General features: G+C 44.2%; 17 protein-coding genes and 2 pseudogenes. 3 read left to right on the plus strand and 16 right to left on the minus strand.

The annotated features are described in order from the left end of the window. Positions 1 to 19: 19 nt before the first annotated feature. The 6 genes and pseudogenes from sufB to ASL14_RS03375 all read right to left on the minus strand — a co-directional run bounded on the left by sufB (position 20) and on the right by ASL14_RS03375 (position 6,235). Positions 20 to 1,416 (minus strand): annotated as a pseudogene (gene sufB / locus ASL14_RS03350) (Fe-S cluster assembly protein SufB). Between the two features lie 30 nt (positions 1,417 to 1,446). Beyond that, positions 1,447 to 1,869, minus strand: a complete 423-nt coding sequence (gene sufU, locus ASL14_RS03355; protein ID WP_025685368.1) for a Fe-S cluster assembly sulfur transfer protein SufU — start codon at positions 1,867 to 1,869, stop codon at positions 1,447 to 1,449. Next, positions 1,859 to 3,082 (minus strand): cysteine desulfurase, encoded by a 1,224-nt coding sequence (locus ASL14_RS03360; RefSeq protein WP_134910450.1) that lies wholly within the window; start codon positions 3,080 to 3,082, stop codon positions 1,859 to 1,861. Before ASL14_RS03360 ends, sufU begins: the two co-directional genes overlap by 11 nt. After that, positions 3,079 to 4,383, minus strand: coding sequence for a Fe-S cluster assembly protein SufD (sufD, locus tag ASL14_RS03365; RefSeq protein ID WP_134910451.1), 1,305 nt, complete (start codon positions 4,381 to 4,383; stop codon positions 3,079 to 3,081). Before sufD ends, ASL14_RS03360 begins: the two co-directional genes overlap by 4 nt. Before the next feature lie 23 nt (positions 4,384 to 4,406). Next, positions 4,407 to 5,189: a Fe-S cluster assembly ATPase SufC gene (sufC, locus tag ASL14_RS03370; RefSeq protein WP_025685365.1), complete on the minus strand. Its 783-nt coding sequence runs from the start codon at positions 5,187 to 5,189 to the stop codon at positions 4,407 to 4,409. A 575-nt stretch (positions 5,190 to 5,764) separates the two neighbouring features. Then, the gene (locus ASL14_RS03375) at positions 5,765 to 6,235 is read right to left on the minus strand and encodes a Dps family protein (RefSeq protein ID WP_134910452.1); all 471 of its coding nucleotides are present in this window, start codon (positions 6,233 to 6,235) and stop codon (positions 5,765 to 5,767) included. Positions 6,236 to 6,546: 311 nt separating this feature from the next. Between ASL14_RS03375 and mtnK the strand changes: the two genes are divergently transcribed. Further along, positions 6,547 to 7,770, plus strand: coding sequence for an S-methyl-5-thioribose kinase (gene mtnK, locus ASL14_RS03380; RefSeq protein ID WP_134910453.1), 1,224 nt, complete (start codon positions 6,547 to 6,549; stop codon positions 7,768 to 7,770). A 5-nt stretch (positions 7,771 to 7,775) separates the two neighbouring features. Next, the gene (mtnA, locus tag ASL14_RS03385) at positions 7,776 to 8,885 is read left to right on the plus strand and encodes an S-methyl-5-thioribose-1-phosphate isomerase (RefSeq protein ID WP_134910454.1); all 1,110 of its coding nucleotides are present in this window, start codon (positions 7,776 to 7,778) and stop codon (positions 8,883 to 8,885) included. A 135-nt stretch (positions 8,886 to 9,020) separates the two neighbouring features. Here mtnA and ASL14_RS03390 read toward each other — a convergent pair whose 3' ends face one another. The 9 genes from ASL14_RS03390 to ASL14_RS03435 all read right to left on the minus strand — a co-directional run bounded on the left by ASL14_RS03390 (position 9,021) and on the right by ASL14_RS03435 (position 17,402). Further along, positions 9,021 to 9,323, minus strand: a complete 303-nt coding sequence (locus ASL14_RS03390) for a YunC family protein (protein WP_134914362.1) — start codon at positions 9,321 to 9,323, stop codon at positions 9,021 to 9,023. A 1,032-nt stretch (positions 9,324 to 10,355) separates the two neighbouring features. Then, positions 10,356 to 11,726 (minus strand): helix-turn-helix domain-containing protein, encoded by a 1,371-nt coding sequence (locus ASL14_RS03400; RefSeq protein WP_223264177.1) that lies wholly within the window; start codon positions 11,724 to 11,726, stop codon positions 10,356 to 10,358. Between the two features lie 226 nt (positions 11,727 to 11,952). After that, positions 11,953 to 12,237, minus strand: a complete 285-nt coding sequence (locus ASL14_RS03405) for an RNA 2'-phosphotransferase (RefSeq protein ID WP_134910455.1) — start codon at positions 12,235 to 12,237, stop codon at positions 11,953 to 11,955. 475 nt (positions 12,238 to 12,712) lie between these two features. Continuing rightward, complete coding sequence (locus ASL14_RS03415; RefSeq protein WP_134910456.1) at positions 12,713 to 13,387, minus strand: VOC family protein; 675 nt, start codon at positions 13,385 to 13,387, stop codon at positions 12,713 to 12,715. A gap of 37 nt (positions 13,388 to 13,424) precedes the next feature. Further along, positions 13,425 to 14,531 (minus strand): TolB-like translocation protein, encoded by a 1,107-nt coding sequence (locus ASL14_RS03420; RefSeq protein ID WP_134910457.1) that lies wholly within the window; start codon positions 14,529 to 14,531, stop codon positions 13,425 to 13,427. Between the two features lie 199 nt (positions 14,532 to 14,730). After that, complete coding sequence (locus ASL14_RS03425) at positions 14,731 to 16,200, minus strand: sensor histidine kinase (protein WP_134910458.1); 1,470 nt, start codon at positions 16,198 to 16,200, stop codon at positions 14,731 to 14,733. A 24-nt stretch (positions 16,201 to 16,224) separates the two neighbouring features. Beyond that, complete coding sequence (locus tag ASL14_RS03430) at positions 16,225 to 16,470, minus strand: hypothetical protein (protein WP_189338220.1); 246 nt, start codon at positions 16,468 to 16,470, stop codon at positions 16,225 to 16,227. An 80-nt stretch (positions 16,471 to 16,550) separates the two neighbouring features. Further along, the gene (locus tag ASL14_RS27690; RefSeq protein WP_222934653.1) at positions 16,551 to 16,664 is read right to left on the minus strand and encodes a putative holin-like toxin; all 114 of its coding nucleotides are present in this window, start codon (positions 16,662 to 16,664) and stop codon (positions 16,551 to 16,553) included. Positions 16,665 to 16,745: 81 nt separating this feature from the next. Then, positions 16,746 to 17,402 carry a hypothetical protein gene (locus ASL14_RS03435; RefSeq protein WP_134910459.1) on the minus strand — a complete coding sequence of 219 codons (657 nt, stop codon included), beginning with the start codon at positions 17,400 to 17,402 and terminating at the stop codon, positions 16,746 to 16,748. 186 nt (positions 17,403 to 17,588) lie between these two features. Here ASL14_RS03435 and ASL14_RS03440 point away from each other — a divergent pair, with 186 nt between their 5' ends. Next, complete coding sequence (locus tag ASL14_RS03440; RefSeq protein WP_134910460.1) at positions 17,589 to 17,819, plus strand: helix-turn-helix domain-containing protein; 231 nt, start codon at positions 17,589 to 17,591, stop codon at positions 17,817 to 17,819. 275 nt (positions 17,820 to 18,094) lie between these two features. On the opposite strand, the pseudogene ASL14_RS03445 reads toward ASL14_RS03440, so the two are convergent. After that, a pseudogene (locus tag ASL14_RS03445) lies at positions 18,095 to 19,269 on the minus strand (MFS transporter). Positions 19,270 to 19,295: the final 26 nt, after the last annotated feature.

Raw genomic sequence — 19,295 nt, forward strand, 5'->3', positions numbered from 1 at the left:
CACCAAGGGTTACGGCGTTTTAACCAATACTGCCTTCCATTTCGAACTTGATCAAACGGTTCATCTCTACCGCGTACTCCATCGGCAGTTCTTTGGTGAACGGTTCGATAAAGCCCATAACGATCATTTGTGTCGCTTCCGCTTCGGTCAGGCCGCGGCTCATCAGATAGAACAACTGATCCTCCGATACCTTGGATACCGTTGCTTCGTGCTCCAGCGTAATGTCGTCGTTCATGATTTCATTATAAGGAATCGTATCGGAGGTCGACTGGTTATCCAAATCAACGTATCACACTTGATATTCGATTTTGCCCCTTGAGCCTGACGACCGAATGAAGCCAATCCGCGATACGTAACTTTACCGCCATGCTTACTGATCGACTTGGACACAATCGTCGATGTCGTATCTGGTGCCAAATGGATCATTTTCGCCCCTGCATCCTGATGCTGGCCTTTGCCTGCAACTGCAATGGACAAGACCATACCTTTAGCTCCACGGCCTTTCAGCACAACTGCCGGGTATTTCATTGTCAGCTTGGAACCAATGTTACCATCGACCCATTCCATCGTTGCATTTTCTTCTGCAACCGCACGTTTGGTCACCAAGTTAAAGATGTTTGGTGCCCAGTTTTGGATCGTTGTGTAACGAACGCGTGCATTTTTCTTACAAATGATTTCCACCACTGCGCTATGCAGCGAGTTCGTGCTGTAAATCGGAGCCGTACAGCCTTCTACATAATGAACGAAGCTGTCTTCGTCGGCAATAATGAGTGTACGCTCGAATTGCCCCATGTTTTCCGAGTTAATACGGAAGTAAGCCTGCAATGGAACTTCACATTTTACACCCTTCGGTACATAGATAAAGCTTCCGCCTGACCATACCGCACTGTTCAGTGCTGCAAACTTGTTGTCCGCAGGAGGTACAACTGTCGCAAAATACTCTCTCAGAATTTCAGGATGCTCACGCAGCGCCGTATCGGTGTCCATGAAAATAACGCCCTGATCTTCCAGTTCCTTTTGCATGCTATGGTAAACAACCTCGGATTCATACTGTGCGGATACACCAGCCAGAAACTTTTGCTCCGCCTCAGGAATCCCCAGTTTATCAAAGGTTTCCTTAATTTCCGTAGGAACCTCTTCCCACGTTTTTCCTTGCTTCTCGGAAGGTCTTACATAGTACTGGATATCGTCGAAATCCAGATCATTCATATCTCCGCCCCAGCTTGGCATAGGCATTTTTTCAAACTGCTTTAGTGCTTTCAGACGGAATTCCAGCATCCATTCTGGCTCATCCTTAATTTTGGAGATTTCCTTTACGATTTCCGGAGTGAGACCCTTACCTGTTTGGAAAATGGATTTGTGCTCGTCACGAAAGCCATATTTATACTCTTCCATTTCCGGTGCTTGCTTGGCCATGTTTCTCAAACCTCCTCTATTCTAGTTAAATTATTGTTCTTCATCAATTCCTTTGCGCAACGCGTTCCAGGCCAAAGTCGCACATTTGATACGGGCCGGGAACTTATTGACACCTGACAAAGCTTCCAGTTCTTCATAATCGTCGAATTCGGCGGCTTCACCCTTCATCAGAGAAGAGAAGCGATTCGCCATATCCAGCGCCTGATCAATCGTTTTTCCCTTAACCGCCTCTGTCATCATTGAAGCGGAGGACATGCTGATTGAACAGCCTTCCCCTGTAAAACGGGCATCCTCGACAACGCCGTCCTTCGTCTTGAGTTGAAGAGAAATCCGGTCACCACACGTAGGATTGTTCAAATCCACCGTGACCACGTCATCCTCAAAACGTCCGCGATTCCGCGGATTTTTATAATGATCCATAATTACACGTCGGTACAAGTCATCAAGTTGCATCGCCAAAATACTCCTTTGTTTGGATTAAGGCGCTGATCAAAACGTCGACTTCCTCTTCTGTGTTATAGAGGTAAAAGCTGGCTCGCGCCGTTGCACTGGCTTTCAACCAGCGCATCAATGGCTGGCAGCAGTGATGGCCTGCACGTACAGCCACCCCTTTACTATCCAGCACGGTCGCTACATCATGCGGATGTACATCATTCAGATTGAATGTTACGAGTCCTACATGACGTTCAGCAGGACCGTAAATCGTCAAGCCATCCACTTCACGTAGACGTTTGAGAGCATAGTTGGCCAGACGGCTTTCATGCTGTGCAATCGCGTCCAGCCCGATGCTCTCCAGAAAATCAATGGCAGCTCCCAAACCGACAGCTCCGGCAATGATCGGGGTTCCGCCTTCGAATTTCCAAGGCAGCTCCTTCCATGTGGATTCATATAATCCCACATCGTCGATCATTTCCCCGCCGAACTCAATCGGCTCCATGTTTTCCAACAGCGCCTTTTTGCCGTACAATGCCCCGATCCCTGTAGGACCACACATTTTGTGACCAGAAAAGGCATAGAAATCAGCATCTATGTCTTGTACGTCTACTTTCATATGTGGCGTGCTTTGCGCACCATCTACGACGATGATCGCACCTTTTCGATGCGCAATAGCGGCAATCTCTTTGACCGGGTTCACAACACCAAGCACATTCGAGACATGTGCGATCGCTACAATTTTAGTGTTTTCGGTAACCGTTTTTTCCACGTCAGCAAGATCAACGCTACCGTCCTCTTGAAGGGGAATATATTTTAAAGTTGCGCCTGTGGCTTTGGCTACCTGTTGCCACGGAATCAGATTACTGTGATGCTCCATCTGTGTGATGACAATCTCATCACCTTCCTGACAGTTGGCTCTACCATAGGAAGAAGCGACCAGATTCAGCGCCGTTGTTGTTCCTCTTGTAAAAATAATTTCCTGACTGCGCTTTGCATTCAGAAAGCGGGCTACCTTCTCCCGCGCACCTTCATAAGCATCCGTAGCGCGACTCCCCAAGGTATGCACACCGCGGTGAACGTTCGAATTATCATATTCGTAGTAGTGCTTGATCGCCTCGATGACCGCCAGCGGCTTTTGCGAAGTGGCCGCATTATCCAAATAAACCAGCGGATGACCGTTAATCTCCTGATGTAAAATCGGGAACTGTTCACGGATCAATGCAGTATTCATTGGCCTAACTTCCTTTCAACAAGGCTTTGCAGCTGCTGTTGAAGTCCTTCAAGCGGAATTTCAGAAACGACAGGTGCCAGAAAGCCATAAATAATCAAGCGTTCAGCTTCTGCACGGCTAATCCCGCGGGACATCAAATAATACACTTGTTCACGATTCACCTGACCGACCGAAGCTGCGTGACCTGCGGTCACATCATCCTCATCAATCAGAAGGATCGGGTTAGCGTCACCACGCGCTTTCGGGCTAAGCATGAGAACACGTTCTGTTTGCTGGCCGTCTGCTTTGGTAGCACCTTTTTCAATTTTCGTAATACCGTTAATAATGGAAGAAGCATTTTCACGCATAACTGCGCGTGTAATCATCTGGCTGGCCGAACTTTTGCCAAAATGCTGTGCTTGTGTCGTATAGTTCAGCTTTTGCGAGCCGGAGCCTACAGCAATAATCTTGGCATCCGAGTTGGAGCCATTGCCTTTCAGCACGGACATCGTATTGCTCGCTGTATTGCCGTAGTTCATTTCTCCGACAATCCATTCGATAGCTGCGTCATTACCCAACGTAGCACGGCGGATGGAAATATCCGTTACTTGCTCTCCTAGCTGATGCACCGTTGCATAGCGCACCTTGGCTCCTGCATTCGCTACCACTTCTACTGCGCCATTATGAATGACAGGTGCAGCCAAATCCGCAGATACATAGTTGTCTACGTACGTCACGGAACTGTGGCTTTCCGCAATGAGCAGTACGTGAGGTGCAAAGGTTGCTGTCGCATCGTCTGTCAGGAAAACAGCCTGAAGCGGAACATTTAACTCCACATTCTTCGGCACATAAGCGAATACTCCACCGTTCCAGATCGCTGCGTGCAGCGCGGACAATGAATTTTCATCCGTCTTAATGACCGTATTCAGATGAGCTTTAACTAGATCACCATGCTCCTTAACCGCCGTTTGCAGATCCGTGAAAATAACACCTTGCGCTGCCAATTCCTCGCTCAGCTTCACATATACCGCGCCGGAGTTGCGCTGGATAATCAGACCGCCCTCCTGCTGATCTTTTACCAGATCGGCAATCGCTGCGGGAACCTGCCCCACCGATGGAATCGCCTGGCTGTTTTTATGTTGACCGTAATCGTTGAGATTCCAACGTTCGATTTTGGTTTTTTCAAATACCGGAAGCTCCAGTTTGCCTGCAAGCTCAAGTGCTTTTTGTCTGTCTGCGGTCAGCCATGACGGCTCGCCGTTACGTTCGGACAGAACGCGCAGTTGCTCGGAATCTACCGGAAGGATTGTTTGTGTACTCATTAGTTTTCCTCCTCGCTTCCGGCTTACGCCTCTTGTCCTACAGTTTCATCAACGATACCCAGTTCTTCCTTGATCCAGTCGTAACCGTCCGCTTCCAGACGCTCAGCCAGCTCAGGTCCACCGGATTTAACGATGCGTCCTTGCATCATGACATGTACGAAATCAGGCTTAACGTAATTCAACAGACGCTGGTAGTGAGTAATGATGAGGAAACCGCGCTCTTCGGAACGCATAGCATTGACACCGCTAGCCACGATTCTCAAAGCGTCAATATCCAGACCGGAGTCAATTTCGTCCAGAATGACGATTTTCGGATCGATCATCATCATTTGCAAAATTTCATTCCGTTTTTTCTCACCACCGGAGAAACCTTCATTCAGGTAACGGTGAGCAAACTCAGGATTCATTTCAAGTTCCTTCATTTTGCTTTCCATTTGGCGAATAAATTTAATCAGGGAAATTTCCTGTCCTTCTTCACGGCGTGCGTTAATTGCACTACGCAAAAAGTCGGAGTTTGTTACCCCTGCAATTTCACTCGGATACTGCATAGCCAGGAACAATCCCGCACGTGCGCGCTCATCCACTTCCATGTCCAGAACGTCTTCTCCGTCCAAAGTTACTTTGCCATCTGTGACTTCATATTTGGGATGCCCCATCAAAGCAGAGGCCAATGTACTTTTACCCGTTCCGTTAGGACCCATGATGGCATGGATTTCTCCGCCCTTCATTTCGAGGTTGATGCCTTTCAGAATTTCCTTGCCTTCAATGGTCGCTTTGAGACCTTCAATCTTAAAGTTTGTAGCCATATTCGGAATACCCTCCAAAATTTGTAGTGTGGTGTCGAAATCAGAAAGTATATTTAAACAGGGGAGCCCCCTGATTTCAAGCAAGCAAAATATTTAAAAATTTATTTATACTCATTCTAAACTGATTATCAATGATTCTCAAGTTATTTTATAATAAATATCTTTAAGGGTGCAACCAACAAAAACAGGTTAAGCGATTTTCTTCATAAAATATTCATACGAACTCAGCTCACAAATGGCAAAATAGCATACGAACCTGACTAAATTATGAAATGTGTTCCAAAGCCAACGTGATGAACAATGAAAAAGAAAGGTGAAGCTTTACCGTGATTGTCTGCTTCCTAATTTTATTATAGCGTAATTATTCATCATTACCGCATATCCCATCATAATCGTACCCCATCTATGAAAAAGCATTAAAATGCTGTAATTGTCTTTTTCAGCCATAAAAACGCTACCGACAACATGACGTCAGTAGCGTTTTTACATGTGTAGCGCTTATTTCAGAATACGGTCCCACTTCTATGGAATAAGAATTAAACTGTCAGAATCAAGCTTTCAGATCCTTGTTATGGTTAGCCCAGATAAGAGCGAAGCATCCACATATGTTTTTCCAGATCCGCCTTATAACCAATCAGCAAATCTGCGGTTGGCTGATCAGAAGTACTTTCTGCCAATTCAATCCCTTCCTGAAATTCCTCACAGACGGTGGCAAAGTCCTCAATCAGCGTTTGTACCATTTTCGGCGCATCCTCATTACCACTTGCCTCGTGAATCGAGGACAGCTCCAGATATTCTTTTAACGTTGCGGAAGGGGAACCTTTCAGCGCCAGCAGGCGTTCAGCGATCTCGTCCATTTTTAGCGTAATCTCATTATATAGCTCTTCAAATTTGACATGGAGTGTAAAAAAGTTGGTGCCTTTCACATACCAGTGATAGTTATGAATCTTCACATATAGCACATTCAGATTAGCCACCTGACGGTTTAACAGTTCTTCCACCGATTTCGTTTGCGTATTTTTCGAGTTGCTTGTTGTTTTAGCCATAATAAATCCCTTCCTTTTCATCAAATTGTTCATTCAGGAACGTTTACGCATTCATCCACCGTCATTCTGACGGGAAGACGCCAGCGGGCACGGTATTTCGCCTGCCGGACGTCTGTTTATTATTTACCCTTCCAGTATAGAGACGAAACAAAACAACAGAGTTCCTGAGTGCTCTTCCGGCGTTTCGTAAAAAAAATGTACAAAATTCAAGCGTTTTTCGTTATACTTGGCTCTACCCAAGCAAAATGGTTGGTTTAATCTTTTAGTATTTTTGGAAATCGACTTAAGCACATTTTATGGAGGTGACTTCGTTGTCCCAATATCATCCTTTAACGACAGAAGAAGCAATTGAATTCGTGAAGGGCATCCCCGGATTTTTTAGTCAGGACGCCCGTCTGGAATGCCGAGAAATCGGTGATGGTAACCTGAATCTGGTTTTTCATATTACGGATTCTGAATCTGACAAGAGTATCATTGCCAAACAGGCGCTTCCCTATGTGAAAATTGTGGGTGAATCCTGGCCGCTGTCACTGGATCGTGCCCGTATTGAACGCGAGGCACTTCAGCAGGAGCACCACATTTGCCCTGAGCTGGTTCCTGCGGTGCTCGGCTATGACGATGAACTCGCCTTGACTGTGATGGAGGATCTAAGCTCATACACAATCATGCGCAAAGGATTAATCGAAGGAAACACATATCCGCATTTCGCTGACCATATTGGAGAATTTCTGGCACGTACGCTCTTTTTCACCTCGGATCTGGGCATGAATCAGCAAGACAAAAAAGAGCTGGTCAAGCGCTTTATCAACCCGGATCTTTGTAAAATCACCGAGGATCTTATTTTGGATGAGCCTTATCGGTTTTCGGACAATAACAACTATGGTTCGTACATCGAAGACGAGGCTGAGGCACTTCGTACAGATCATGCCATTCACCTGGAAGTGGCTTTGCTGCGCGAGAAATTTCTGACGCGAACAGAAGCGCTACTGCATGGCGATCTTCATACGGGTAGTATTTTTGTAACAACGGAGTCCACTAAAGTCATTGATCCCGAATTTGCCTACTACGGACCGATGGGCTTTGATATCGGAGCGGTGATTGCCAATCTGCTGTTGAACTACGCAGCACAGCCCGGATGGACTACTGACGAGACAGCTATGCAGCAACGGCGTGACTGGCTTTTAGAGACTGCCATTCAGGTATGGGAGCGGTATGAGAGCGGGTTCCGCAAACTGTGGGACGAGCATGTTACCGACCACATGGCCCGCACACCGGGATATCAGGACTTGTACCTCCAGAAAGTGCTGCAAGATACGATTGGCTTTGCAGGCTGCAAAGTCATCCGCCGCATCATCAGCTTGTCGCATGTGGCCGATATAGACACGATTGCCAATCCTGCGATCAAGGAAGCAGCGGAAAGACTGGCGCTATCTATCGGGAAAGCCTTGGTTCTACGCAATCGTGAGGTGCATTCGATTCGTGAATTGGGAGACATTATTCAGACAGCAACGGCTGCCCCAACTAAAGGAGCTTAATGGATATGAGTGAAAACAAAAAATCTGCGACCGAAGCTTCCAATGAAGAAATAGTGCCTGGTCAGGCTCTATCGTCGCTAGTATGGAAAGGTGACCACTTGTCCATGCTGGACCAGCGCCTGCTGCCCGAATCCATCGTGATGCTGGATTTGTTCACAGCCGAGGAAGTGTGGGATGGCATCCATGCCATGAAGGTACGCGGTGCGCCGGCCATCGGGATGGCTGCGGCCTACGGCGTCGTGCTGGGTGCTTCCGCTTACGGCGGAACCGATGTTGCTGGATGGCTGGAGCATGTACACAGCGTTTGCGGGCATTTGGCTACATCACGACCGACAGCGGTGAACCTGTTCTGGGCACTGGACCGTATGAAGAAGCGGGCCAAAGAACTAACGGCCGAAGCGACCGGAGGACGGGTCGAGGATTGGAATGCCGGATTGGAGCGTGAAGCTATATCCATTCAGGCAGAGGATGAGGAAGTATGCCGCCTGATCGGCGTCCATGCTTTACCTCTATTCCAAGACGGCATGGGCGTGCTCACTCACTGCAATGCAGGCGGGCTGGCGACAGCGAAGTATGGGACGGCGCTCGCTCCCATGTATCTCGCACATGAGAACGGCATACACCTGAAAGTGTTTGCCGACGAAACGCGTCCTGTGCTCCAAGGGGCGCGACTGACGGCTTTTGAACTTCAGCAGGCTGGTATTGATGTAACCCTGCTGTGTGACAACATGGCTGGCATGGTCATGGCCAAAGGATGGGTTCAGGCCGTCATCGTCGGCACGGACAGAGTGGCTGCCAATGGCGATGTTGCGAACAAAATCGGGACTTACAGCTTAGCTGTGCTGGCCAAGGCGCATGGTATTCCTTTTTATGTAGCTTCACCGCTATCTACAATTGATTTGCACACGGCAACAGGCGCAGACATTCCCATCGAGGAACGCCCTGCGGAGGAAGTTACCGAAAGCTTCGGCAAAAGGACGGCCCCACAGGGTATCAAGGTCTATAACCCGGCTTTCGACATTACGCCTCATAAATACATTACCGCCATCATTACCGAAAAAGGGATCGTCCAAGCTCCCTTTAGCGACAGCCTGCCCGCTTTATTTGCGGATTAATTTGTCTGGGCCATGTAGCTCGTATGAAGGTTGAATTGTTTTACTCGATAAAATATAACTTTTCTATTGAAAAACCGGAGCGAAGCAGCCCCGGTTTTTTCGCGTTTTTCTACCTTCGTGCAGCAAAAGCTCCACTTAGACCAGCTTCAAAAGCGCCTCATACCCCGGCATACCCGGCTTAATCCCTAGCTGCTCCGCTTCCGTCGTCACCGACTCCATGGGCGCTTCCAACAATTCGCGCAGCGTTTTCACACCCACAGCTCGTGCGGCAAGAATTTTCCGATCTCCCAGCCGTTCATTCAGCAATCCGACATCCAGTGCGCCGCACATGATGTAACCACGGGAATTGGAGATGGTCAACAGCGTTGTTTTAGGCAGTTTGACCTCAACTCCGATAAATGTATGCTCACCCACCTGTACGGGTTCCATGTGTATCATTGTCCTCACGTGCACCTCCTCTTTGTTCATCCGGGATATTTTATGCAGCATTTACGCGTGAGTGTGGACACCCGTGGATATGTATTGAATTTTAGTACACTAATTTTGTGGAGTGCCTATTGCGTAATGTGCATTTTCTGCGCATTCTACATCAATCGGTTAAGAATGAATGATTTTATTCTAGGATTCTCAATTCTCTGTGCCCACTTTCTAATCTAAATCCAGTATTCCAAAAACAATCCCTCCTACTTCTTGTTAACTCTCTTAAATTCCCCATCTTCTTTCCATTCAAAAACATGTTCATGAGGCCACTCTGGATGCTGCTTTGAATTCCCATGATTCGTATAGTCTACATCGCGTGTAGCTCTTCCATTCTCATCATAATATCTTCTTGTTTTTGAAATTTCCTTTTTAAATAATGTGACAATTGAACTGAAATAAACAGAGCTTACTACGACTATAATAGTATATATTCTTGTTATAAGATGTATAAATCAACGAAGCAGTAGTATCTTTCAAATCGTGGTCTTCAACCATATCCTGTAACTCAGGGATAAGTGTTAAAAGCTTTTATAGTTATGTAGCTGCTGTCTCGTTGTGATACCGATCTCTTGTGTAATGTCTAATGGTGTTTTGCTATTAGCTTGAATAAATTGAAGAAGTATTATCACAATTCACTAGCTTGTCACTAATGTTAGACCATATTATAACTTGACTTTATCAAGTCCTCCATTAAAAGGGGGCTTTATTTTTTGCAAATCATTTTTGAGAAAAAAGCATAAACCGTCCCTAACTCCTTACAAATCAAAAAGGCTAGACGGACAATCCCATCTAACCTTCTGTATTGATCATAAGAATTTAATGATCTGCTTCAATAACTGATGCGAATTTAAATCACTTATCCCTATTAGAGATGATTAAATTTCGCCGTGATGTGTCGGTTGATAACTAGACCCTTTATCTGGAAATTGTAAAGGTATAGTCACTACTGCTACTAACATAAAGCTGGCTACTAAAAAGGTTAGAATAATTTTACGTTTCATCTTCATCCACCTCATTAATCAAATTTCTGAAAACTGCCCTTGTCTCAGCAGAAGCATGTTCTTGAAAAAACTCAAACAGTCTCATACATTTAATTATATACGATTTATTATTGATTAATGTAGATTTTTCCAAACAACTTAATAAAAATCTAAAGCCATCAGAAAATCTTCCTTTGGTCAAATAGTAAACTGATAATTCCTTCGAAAAATGTATAAAACGTTCTGTTATGAATCGTTGAGTATAAAAGCTTTCGATGCTTTGTTCCTCCAGATAAGATGAAATATCCACCTCGAATTGCTTTAGAATATCATCTACATCAAAATGATATTGGTTAGCTGCCTCAACTATAATATCAAGTGCGGGAAGAACTTCATCTTTTCTTGATGAAAAATAAGCAACATAATCGGGAAGCACGTTTACTTCACCCGCAAGGAGCCTATTCACATAGGTATTGGCGTTTGCCCACTCCTTAAATTGATTTTTCCATTTTAGGGTCGTTTCATCTTCTTCTTCCACCCAGCTTAAATCGGCATATTTCTGGATATGCTGGAGCCCTGTTTCATAATCTTTTTTAGCATCACAAGCTTCAGCACGAATTAAATGTGAAAATGCCCAGTATACAAATGGAGGGTAAAATGACTTCTTTCTATGTTCGCTCTTTGCATGATACTGTTGATCGATTTTGTATTGTATTTCTGCTTTATTTCCCAAAGTTGTAGCAAACTTATTGGCCTTATCCCACTTACGCAATGAACGACATGTATTCACTAAATCCCTTAACGCATCTAGCTGATCCGCTTCATCCAAGCGCTCAACGTAAGTTTGAAACTGAACTACCGCATCATAGTTTTCCTCTTGATTATCACCTTGTCTTGCCACAAATAATCGATACTGGCACATAGCTAGACGTTCTGAATATTGCTTTTTCTCACTTACAGCTACATTTTCATAAAGTATAGCTGCCGCCTCATATAACTCCTCTTTAAAGAGTTCTTCTGCAAGTTCGAATAAGGATTCTGAGTATCCCAGTTTGTCCATCAATAAGTTTACAACTTCATGAATACAGTCCAATTTGTTTAATCTCGCACAATTATGTAAGAAAGGACTCATTCGACGCCAATTCGGGTTAGCTTCCGCTAAATACTCATGCACATATCGTTCATAATAATAGCCGACAGGATGCCCCATTGCTTTTGTGATTCGATCTAGTTGATCGACTGAAAAAGTGCGGTTCCCATTAATGATGCTGCTCATCGTACCAGGATTCATGTCTATTTCTCTGGCTAAGTTGCTTAGAATTAAATCATTATCTTTCATATGATTGGTTATCTCTGTGAGTATCGTGGCTGTATTAGACAAAATAAACCACCCCTTAAAAGGAACTTGTTAGGAATCAACTCATTAAAAAGAAGGCTATTGCAATCCAATGATAGAACAGACTTACTGCAATACATTGTACCATCTTCTGGAACAATATCATATACCTCTCATATATTTACTTAAGATACCTTTACGGATTAACTCCTTTTTAAAAGATTGTGCAAATACAAAGTGAATTTGTTCTCCACCTGCTCCACCCCGTACTTTATAACTTTTTCAAAAACTGTGGTGGTACAAAATCAGAAAGCCAAACCTCATTGTTTGCATAATAAAACTTCACATTATTAGCTAGGGCACTTGTCGTGTTAACTTCCAGAATCGCCAATTCTCCACGTCTACTGCCTGCTAACGTTGCAAATTCAAGGGTCTCGGACAAATGGACGTACTCTCTCCCCATTGGTTTAATTCCTTCTGTAAGGATCTTCTCTATAACCCTAGTATTTGTACCATGATAGAGAACTATTGGGGGATGAAATTCCTTATAGCACACCCCTTATCAACATCATTATTACAACCTTCCGATTCATTAATCGGTTTCAAAGTGTAACTTCTACAATATCGCCATGAAAGTGACCAAAATGTGCCGCCTTATGAATAAATAAACCTTTTATTATAGGAACAATATACCATATAACGGTACACTTGTTCGATCCTTTATTTAGGGTATTAAATAACAACACTCTACAGATGGGTTTTAGACGATGGATTGAAGAAAATTCACGATCTGCTCTTTATGATGCCTGTCATGATACACGAACATTTCTTGCAAAAAGCTTTCCATTGTATACGGATTATTATGGAGCTTCCCAATCAACCGCTTACGTTGAGAAATAGCTTCATTTAACAAATCATGTGGTTTCATATTTCTTCCGAAATCAACGGATGCATCGTTAAATGCCTGTACATTTCAGCAATCGTTGCCAAGTGAATTCCTCCTGTCTCATATTAGAGCGAGAAGTTCTAAATCAGATTGATTTCAATTCGTACAAGCCATTTTGAAGCGAAAGACTGGCAGGACATGTACTATTAATCAAGACTTTGGTGTTGTACTCGCGCGGCATCCTATCGTCCGGGAACCAAGGCCGCTGCTTGTCTATTACAATTAATAATCCTTCTGCGTCCCCTAGCGGCGTGAATTGCGGCCCAGCTCCACCCCATGAATCAAGTTGGAACACTTCTGTGATGGTTTGACAAAATTCTGGAACATTATCTACAGGAAGGCCAATCTCACTTATACGAAGTAGAGCCTTTGGCCCGAAAGTTTCATCTACAGCGTTATCGAGTGAATGGTGAGCAATGAACTCGATGAGGTTATGATCTGGATCATAGAAGTAAAGTGCTGTTGCATTCCAGCTTTCGAAAAGAAACTCATCCTCTTTGGTTCTTGAAATCAATGAGATACCCCGGTCGATTACCCATTGTTTTGCTTCAATGAACTTATTCGTTGGAATCGCAAACGCAACGTGATAAAACTCATTCTCCATGAGGGAATCTTCCTGAAAAGCAAGAACCGATTCGCCAGCTCGAAATGACAATCGTGAAGCGGTTTCCTCCAGAACTTCCAGATCCAAGAGAGAGCCGTAAAAATCTTTCATGGCATCCAATCGGTGTGTATTTAAGAGCACTTCTGTTATTTTCATCGCGTTCGTCATCCTCCTTAAAATAAATGATTTATACTTAAGATAACTTGATTACGTAAGCCGTAGATTGATATCTAGTGTCCTTCAAAACCCCTGTTGGAATCAGCAGCTTTTTACCGGAAGGGCTCCAGCGTAACTGATCACTTATGCCATTATCGCCCAGAACAGGGGTTTGCTCCCCTGTTTCTGCTTCTGTAATGAAAAAACGGTATTTATCTCCATCCTCAGAAACCGCATAGGCCAGCTTGCTCCCATCCGGCGACCAGCTTGTACCGAACAGTTGCATACCCGAAGCCAATGTGGACAGTTCTTTCCCTTTGGTATCGCAGAGAACCAATACGTTCTCTCCTGGTTTGGTGTGTTTTACAACCGCCAGCTTGCTGCCATCTGGGGAAGGAAGGACCACCCAGACGTTTTTTTTCAGGACTTCGGATTGCTTGGTTTCGATATCATAGGCGATCAATTCCCCCATTGCAACATAGTAGATCATGTTTCCCGACTGAGCCACGCTAGAAACACTTCTCTGTCCAGTCTTGACTGCAACTTCACTTTTTCCGTTTACATCAGCCCTGATAATGTCCCCTTCCATATTGGGAAAAATAACGTGACCTGTATCCTCCCATACGCCTTCCCCGGCCATAAACTCTGCATCGTACATTTTCACGGAAACGCCGGTTTCAAGATTCATGATGTAGCCTATTCCTGTGGATTCATACAATTGCTGATAAAGCATATGCTTCCTGTCAGGGGACAGCTTTGCAAATCCGTAGCTGTTCTCCCCCTCCAGCAGCGGCGTCTCCCCACTGGAAGCAAGATCATATTGATAGAGGTTATGTGGATAACGTTTTTCTCCCTCAATTATCACGGGGGAAAGCTTCCTGTTCTGTTTATCAACCGCAAGCGTGCCTTCACTCACCCAATCCATCCCGCGCACACCCTCGATCTTAGCAATGCCCTCCAGCTTCAACTTGGTGTATACGGATTCAGTGGTGTTATCCATCACGGTAATCTTTTTGCCGGACTTCTCTACGACCTGCCGCGCCTCTGTGTTTCCTGTACTGCACGCAGTCATGGACAGAAGAATTGCCGTAGCGAGCAGAATGAGTCCTGTTTTGCCCAGCTTGCTGTGGATATTTACGTTCATTGCATGATTCCCCCTAAAAACGTTGTACAGCATAGACATGATTGAATTCGATTCACACAAAACTCGCTGTGGAGCCTAATCATGAGTTTTGTGTAACCTTTGCTTACTCTAAGCATATTGGAGGAGTATTTCTAAACCACACCTGCTTGTTTCCAAGTTGTAAACTTTTTGCGTAGCTTTGATACAGAGTGCAGACCTGTTAAGATGTAGCCGGAAAAGATAGCTCAAAAACCGAACCTTCGCCTTCCGACTCCAGCAGCGTAATGCTTCCATTCTGCTTCTCGACCAGATTGCGCACCAGTGACAGTCCCAGTCCCGTGCCGCCCGATTGCCTGGATCGGTCGCGGTTGACCGTGTAGAAGGGCTCGAAAATCCTCTCTCTGGCTTCATCAGGAATGCCTATGCCGGAATCACGGATCGTGATCCTTACCCGGTTGTCTCTAAGTTCGCTGTAGACATGAATTGTTCCTTGAGGGACATTATATTTGATCGCATTATCCAGCAAATTAATAAAAATATGCATAAAGCTCTCTTTATCAATCCAGATGTGGGCTGGCTTCGCATCGCAGGAAATAGTGATACCGAAGCGTTCCGCCTTGCCGCTCATACGTGAACAAACATTGCGCAACCCCTCTGCAACCTCCAACAGCTCGGCCTGTGACTCAAAATCATATTTTTCCAGCGCCGACACCTGTAGCACCTTCTCCACCATTTCATATAGCCGCTGAGTTTCTTGGGCGATGCTGGCCTTGGCTTCCAACAGCAGTTTGGGATCATCGTCGTACATATTCAGCAGATCCACGTAAGCTTTAATGGAGGTCAGCGGTGTCTTGAATTCATGGCTAATATTGCCGATATATTGCTTCTGCTGCTGCTCCAGCGTCTGGAGCTTGTGGATAGCCAGTTGTAGCTTCCGTTGCTCTTCATCCTTAGCAGCAATACTCTGCTCAATCTCCATGCTCATAAAGTAGATGCCCTCGGCCAGCTCGCCCAGTTCATCCTTTCGCCTAAGTGGAGGAGCCTGAATATATTCGGCGCGGCGAATATCCTCTGCCGCCTTTTTCAACCGTCCAATGGCTGCGGCTGCCCGGTTAAAATACAAATATCCAATGATGAAGCTTAGCAAAAGCACCGCGATCCCTGTAGTCAGGAACAAATTCTGGAGGGTTCGTAGAAAACTCTGCGAACTTTTGAGTGAATATTGCAACTGAACTACCCCCATTTGTTCCTCTGGCCCTTGAAGCGGCGCCAGATACAGGAGTGTGTCCCCCACAGCCTCATATGCAATTTTATTTTGCAATGCATAGGCCAATGCAGCATTTACTCCACTCTGCTGGTCCACCGCTGGATGATCTTGAATTGAGGTGCCCACCTGGAGTCCCTGCGCATCATATAGCGTGACTCCCAGTCCGGTAAATCCGGCCAACTCTGTAGCCAGCCCCCGGCCTCGCTGCTTCATAAATGTCTGCGGCTCCAGCCGCGTACCCGTATAATAGGTCTGCTTCACTCGCAGATTAACCGTTTTGACGTGCTGGGCCAGATAAACCTCGGTTTGAGTCTGCTGGTTCTTTTCCACCCCTTGAAGAACGAAATAGCTTAGCACGCCTAGAGCAAGAATAAGCAGTACAGCCAGGAACAGACTGAATTTCAGCTTGATGCTAATTCTCATGGATAATCACCGCTCATCTTTTCTTTATTTGTCTCCTTTTATCTCACTCAAAAGCCTGGCATTTACATTCAACGCTGAAAATTGAAAAAGCACATCCTCTTCATCCAATACCTTACTTTTCGCTATTTCCAAATCAACAATCTCTTCATTTAAAAGCTCTGCGGATCGCTGAGTTTGACCGTTAAAGTTGAGAATTTGAACGTATTGATGCAAGGTCAAGCTTGTAATTCCCCATTTATGCTTAGGTTCAGGTATCAGGTCCCAAGTCATGATACATCCGAATATTCATCGGTTTACCTCCAATAGATCATTTCATTCTCAACATAAATCAATACCCCATCCGTTTTCATCTACTTCTTTTGGTTATGGTTCAATGCAACGACAATTGTGATGACTAATCCGATCAGCGTCACCAGCAATGTACCGAACATTATCATTAATGTCAGCGCATCTTTAACCTCCACAGGCGTCACCTCCTTTGCAGGAGACTAGCCGACCGCCCATCTAAGCCAATAGATTGGTTAAAAACATGATAGCACACGATATTAGTAGCCTGAAACCAAGTCTCTGGCTTCATCTTCTGCCTTTTCAATAGCTTCAGCTAAAGTCATTTCAGGCTTTACTTGTTTGTACTGAATGGCTTTACTATATGTACCCCCTGCCTCGCTCCACTCCCAATATGTATGAACATCCACTGACTCCAGAAAATAGACCGATAAGGCCTCTACAGGATTTACAGCATATAAATCCATGAACTTCTGGTTTGAAAGCTGATCGCGCTTAAGAAATTCCTTTTTCATATTGTATAATAGATTCAATACATCTTCGTCATTCACATTCACGATGCGATTCACAAATGCATTGCGTCTTTCCACGTTATTCAATATGATTTGGATAGCGTTGCGTATACGCCAAGCCTCCGGGCCAATACTGAGCATATGAATTAAATCGTTCGTAGTCAGGTCAGGATGAAATGGGGCTGGCTGAATTATTCGTGTCCACACTTCATCGTTCCCATTCTCAAACACTTGAATTGCATCAGTAACATTCACCCCAATGGTCTGCCATTGGCGGTTGAGGGCATCTCTAATGTGATAGTAGTGCAGCCCGGCTTCTTCGTTTTCTTCTGTTTGCTCCCAAACCTGTCCCATACGAACAATGGTTTTGATGGCTTGTTTGTTGGTTTTAGTGTTTTGCATCATGGTATCATCCCCAATTCTATTTTTGGAAAAATGGCAATAGCAAAGCCAAGGGTATGTTGTACATCCCTTTGATAAGGTATCAGTATTAAATTTTGTTGATCGTTTAACGATCATATATACAAACACAGTATAGCACATGAACGTTTAGTGTTCAATAATTTACATGCAGTCTTTGGAGGTTTTTTAATGGATAATAAGGATTGGGTCTTATATTGTAAACTGGGAGAAATAATTGAAAAGCACAATGTGTCTGTATTGAAGCTATCTGAGGATATTAACCATAGAAGAACAACGATTATGGATTTAATGCATAATAAAGACATGGAGAACAAGCGTATACCTGCCTCTCTTATCACTAAATTGTGTGTCTATTTCGATATCACTCCTAATGATTTATTTGAAATTCGTAAGCTCTAAATAAAACGGAGACCCGTAAAATATAGACTCTGAAAAGAGTTATTTTTACGGGTCCCACGTTTACGTAATTAGTAAATAATTATCATTGAAAAGCTCATTCCGATCTCCGAAGACGCTTTATAAAGGAAAGCACTCCCCAGACGAACAACGCCAAAATGCCACCAACGATTAGGAGGGTAATTAAAATATTACTCCATACGAAATGCAATCAACATCACTCCATGCATTATTTTATGGTCATCATGTAGGGTACTCTTCTAATGTCTCTCCATATTTTAACTCACGTTTACTTCCTCTGCATTCGATTTGAACATTTTTACTTTTATGATGATTGATAAAAAGGCCAGAAGTGTAAACATCATTCCGCTCCAGATGAGCTGGTGTATTCCCAAGTGAGAGATAAACCAACCCCCAATTGAAGCCCCCACAGTAATGCCAAGATTAGAAAATGAAACAAACAAGCTGTTTCCAAATTCGGGAGCTTCTTTCGTCTCTGTCGTTAACCATGCTTGGCTAATAATAAGCCCTCCGGAATGCACTGCCCCCAAATGAGTACGACTACAACCATCGGAAGGAAAGAAGAACTCAAATAATAAATAATTAAGTAAATGATCACATAAAGCAGGGGAAACATTATGACGGTCTTTATAAGATTTTTATGTAATAACCCTCCAAATAAAAAATTTCCAAAAATCATGATGATCCCAAAGACCATCAACATGATACTAATCCATGACCCATTCATATGGGTTACCTGACCAAGATATTCAGCAAAGTAGCTGTACACAGAAAACATAGCTGCAAAGATAAAAATAACGGTCACGATATTGAACCATAATTGAGGTTTACGTAGTATACCAAGCTGTTTTCCATAAGACATTTTCTCTTTAACCGGCATAGAAGGAAGCCAAATGAGGATTCCTGTAAAGGCAATCATGCTGACAACAGCCCCAAACAAGAAAGCGGCTTCTAACGATATTTTTTCTGCGAGATAAGAAGTTAAAGGTACGCCAAAAGCAAATCCGACCGTTATTCCGGCGAAAACCTTGGTGACTGCTTTACTGCTTTTTTCCGGCGGGACAAGTTTGGCTGCGACCACTAGGGCAACCGAAAAAAAGACAGGATGAAAAATAGCAGGGAGAATGCGGAAAATGAGCATAACATCGAACTCGGTTGTAAAAGCATAAACCATATTTGAAATCACAAAACTGAGCACAGCCGTTAGCAGAATGACTTTACGATTTATACCGGAAACGAGTAAGGTCAGAAATGGACCTGAAATAGCAACCACTAAAGAAAATACACTTACAAGCCAGCCAGCTTGTGAAGTCGATATATTAAATTTTTGAGTGACCTGGGGTAAAACACCTATAATCCCCATTTCCGTTGTAATAATGCCGAATACGCCTAAAGCCAGAATAATAATAAGCAAAGAGTTAACCTGTTTCATTTTAAATGTAAGCCCCCATTATATTT

The organism is Paenibacillus sp. IHB B 3084, from assembly GCF_001447315.1.
Classification (GTDB): domain Bacteria; phylum Bacillota; class Bacilli; order Paenibacillales; family Paenibacillaceae; genus Paenibacillus.

Bases quoted from the DNA above. Each gene is read 5' to 3' on its own strand.
- sufC (WP_025685365.1), bottom strand. From the start codon at position 5,189: ATGGCTACAAACTTTAAGATTGAAGGTCTCAAAGCGACCATTGAAGGC.
- ASL14_RS03430 (WP_189338220.1), bottom strand. From the start codon at position 16,470: ATGACTTGGGACCTGATACCTGAACCTAAGCATAAATGGGGAATTACA.
- ASL14_RS03415 (WP_134910456.1), bottom strand. From the start codon at position 13,387: ATGAAAATAACAGAAGTGCTCTTAAATACACACCGATTGGATGCCATG.
- sufD (WP_134910451.1), bottom strand. From the start codon at position 4,383: ATGAGTACACAAACAATCCTTCCGGTAGATTCCGAGCAACTGCGCGTT.
- ASL14_RS03375 (WP_134910452.1), bottom strand. From the start codon at position 6,235: ATGGCTAAAACAACAAGCAACTCGAAAAATACGCAAACGAAATCGGTG.
- mtnA (WP_134910454.1), top strand. From the start codon at position 7,776: ATGAGTGAAAACAAAAAATCTGCGACCGAAGCTTCCAATGAAGAAATA.
- ASL14_RS03425 (WP_134910458.1), bottom strand. From the start codon at position 16,200: ATGAGAATTAGCATCAAGCTGAAATTCAGTCTGTTCCTGGCTGTACTG.
- ASL14_RS03420 (WP_134910457.1), bottom strand. From the start codon at position 14,531: ATGAACGTAAATATCCACAGCAAGCTGGGCAAAACAGGACTCATTCTG.
- ASL14_RS03440 (WP_134910460.1), top strand. From the start codon at position 17,589: ATGGATAATAAGGATTGGGTCTTATATTGTAAACTGGGAGAAATAATT.
- ASL14_RS03360 (WP_134910450.1), bottom strand. From the start codon at position 3,082: ATGAATACTGCATTGATCCGTGAACAGTTCCCGATTTTACATCAGGAG.
- sufU (WP_025685368.1), bottom strand. From the start codon at position 1,869: ATGCAACTTGATGACTTGTACCGACGTGTAATTATGGATCATTATAAA.
- ASL14_RS03435 (WP_134910459.1), bottom strand. From the start codon at position 17,402: ATGATGCAAAACACTAAAACCAACAAACAAGCCATCAAAACCATTGTT.
- ASL14_RS03390 (WP_134914362.1), bottom strand. From the start codon at position 9,323: ATGATACACATGGAACCCGTACAGGTGGGTGAGCATACATTTATCGGA.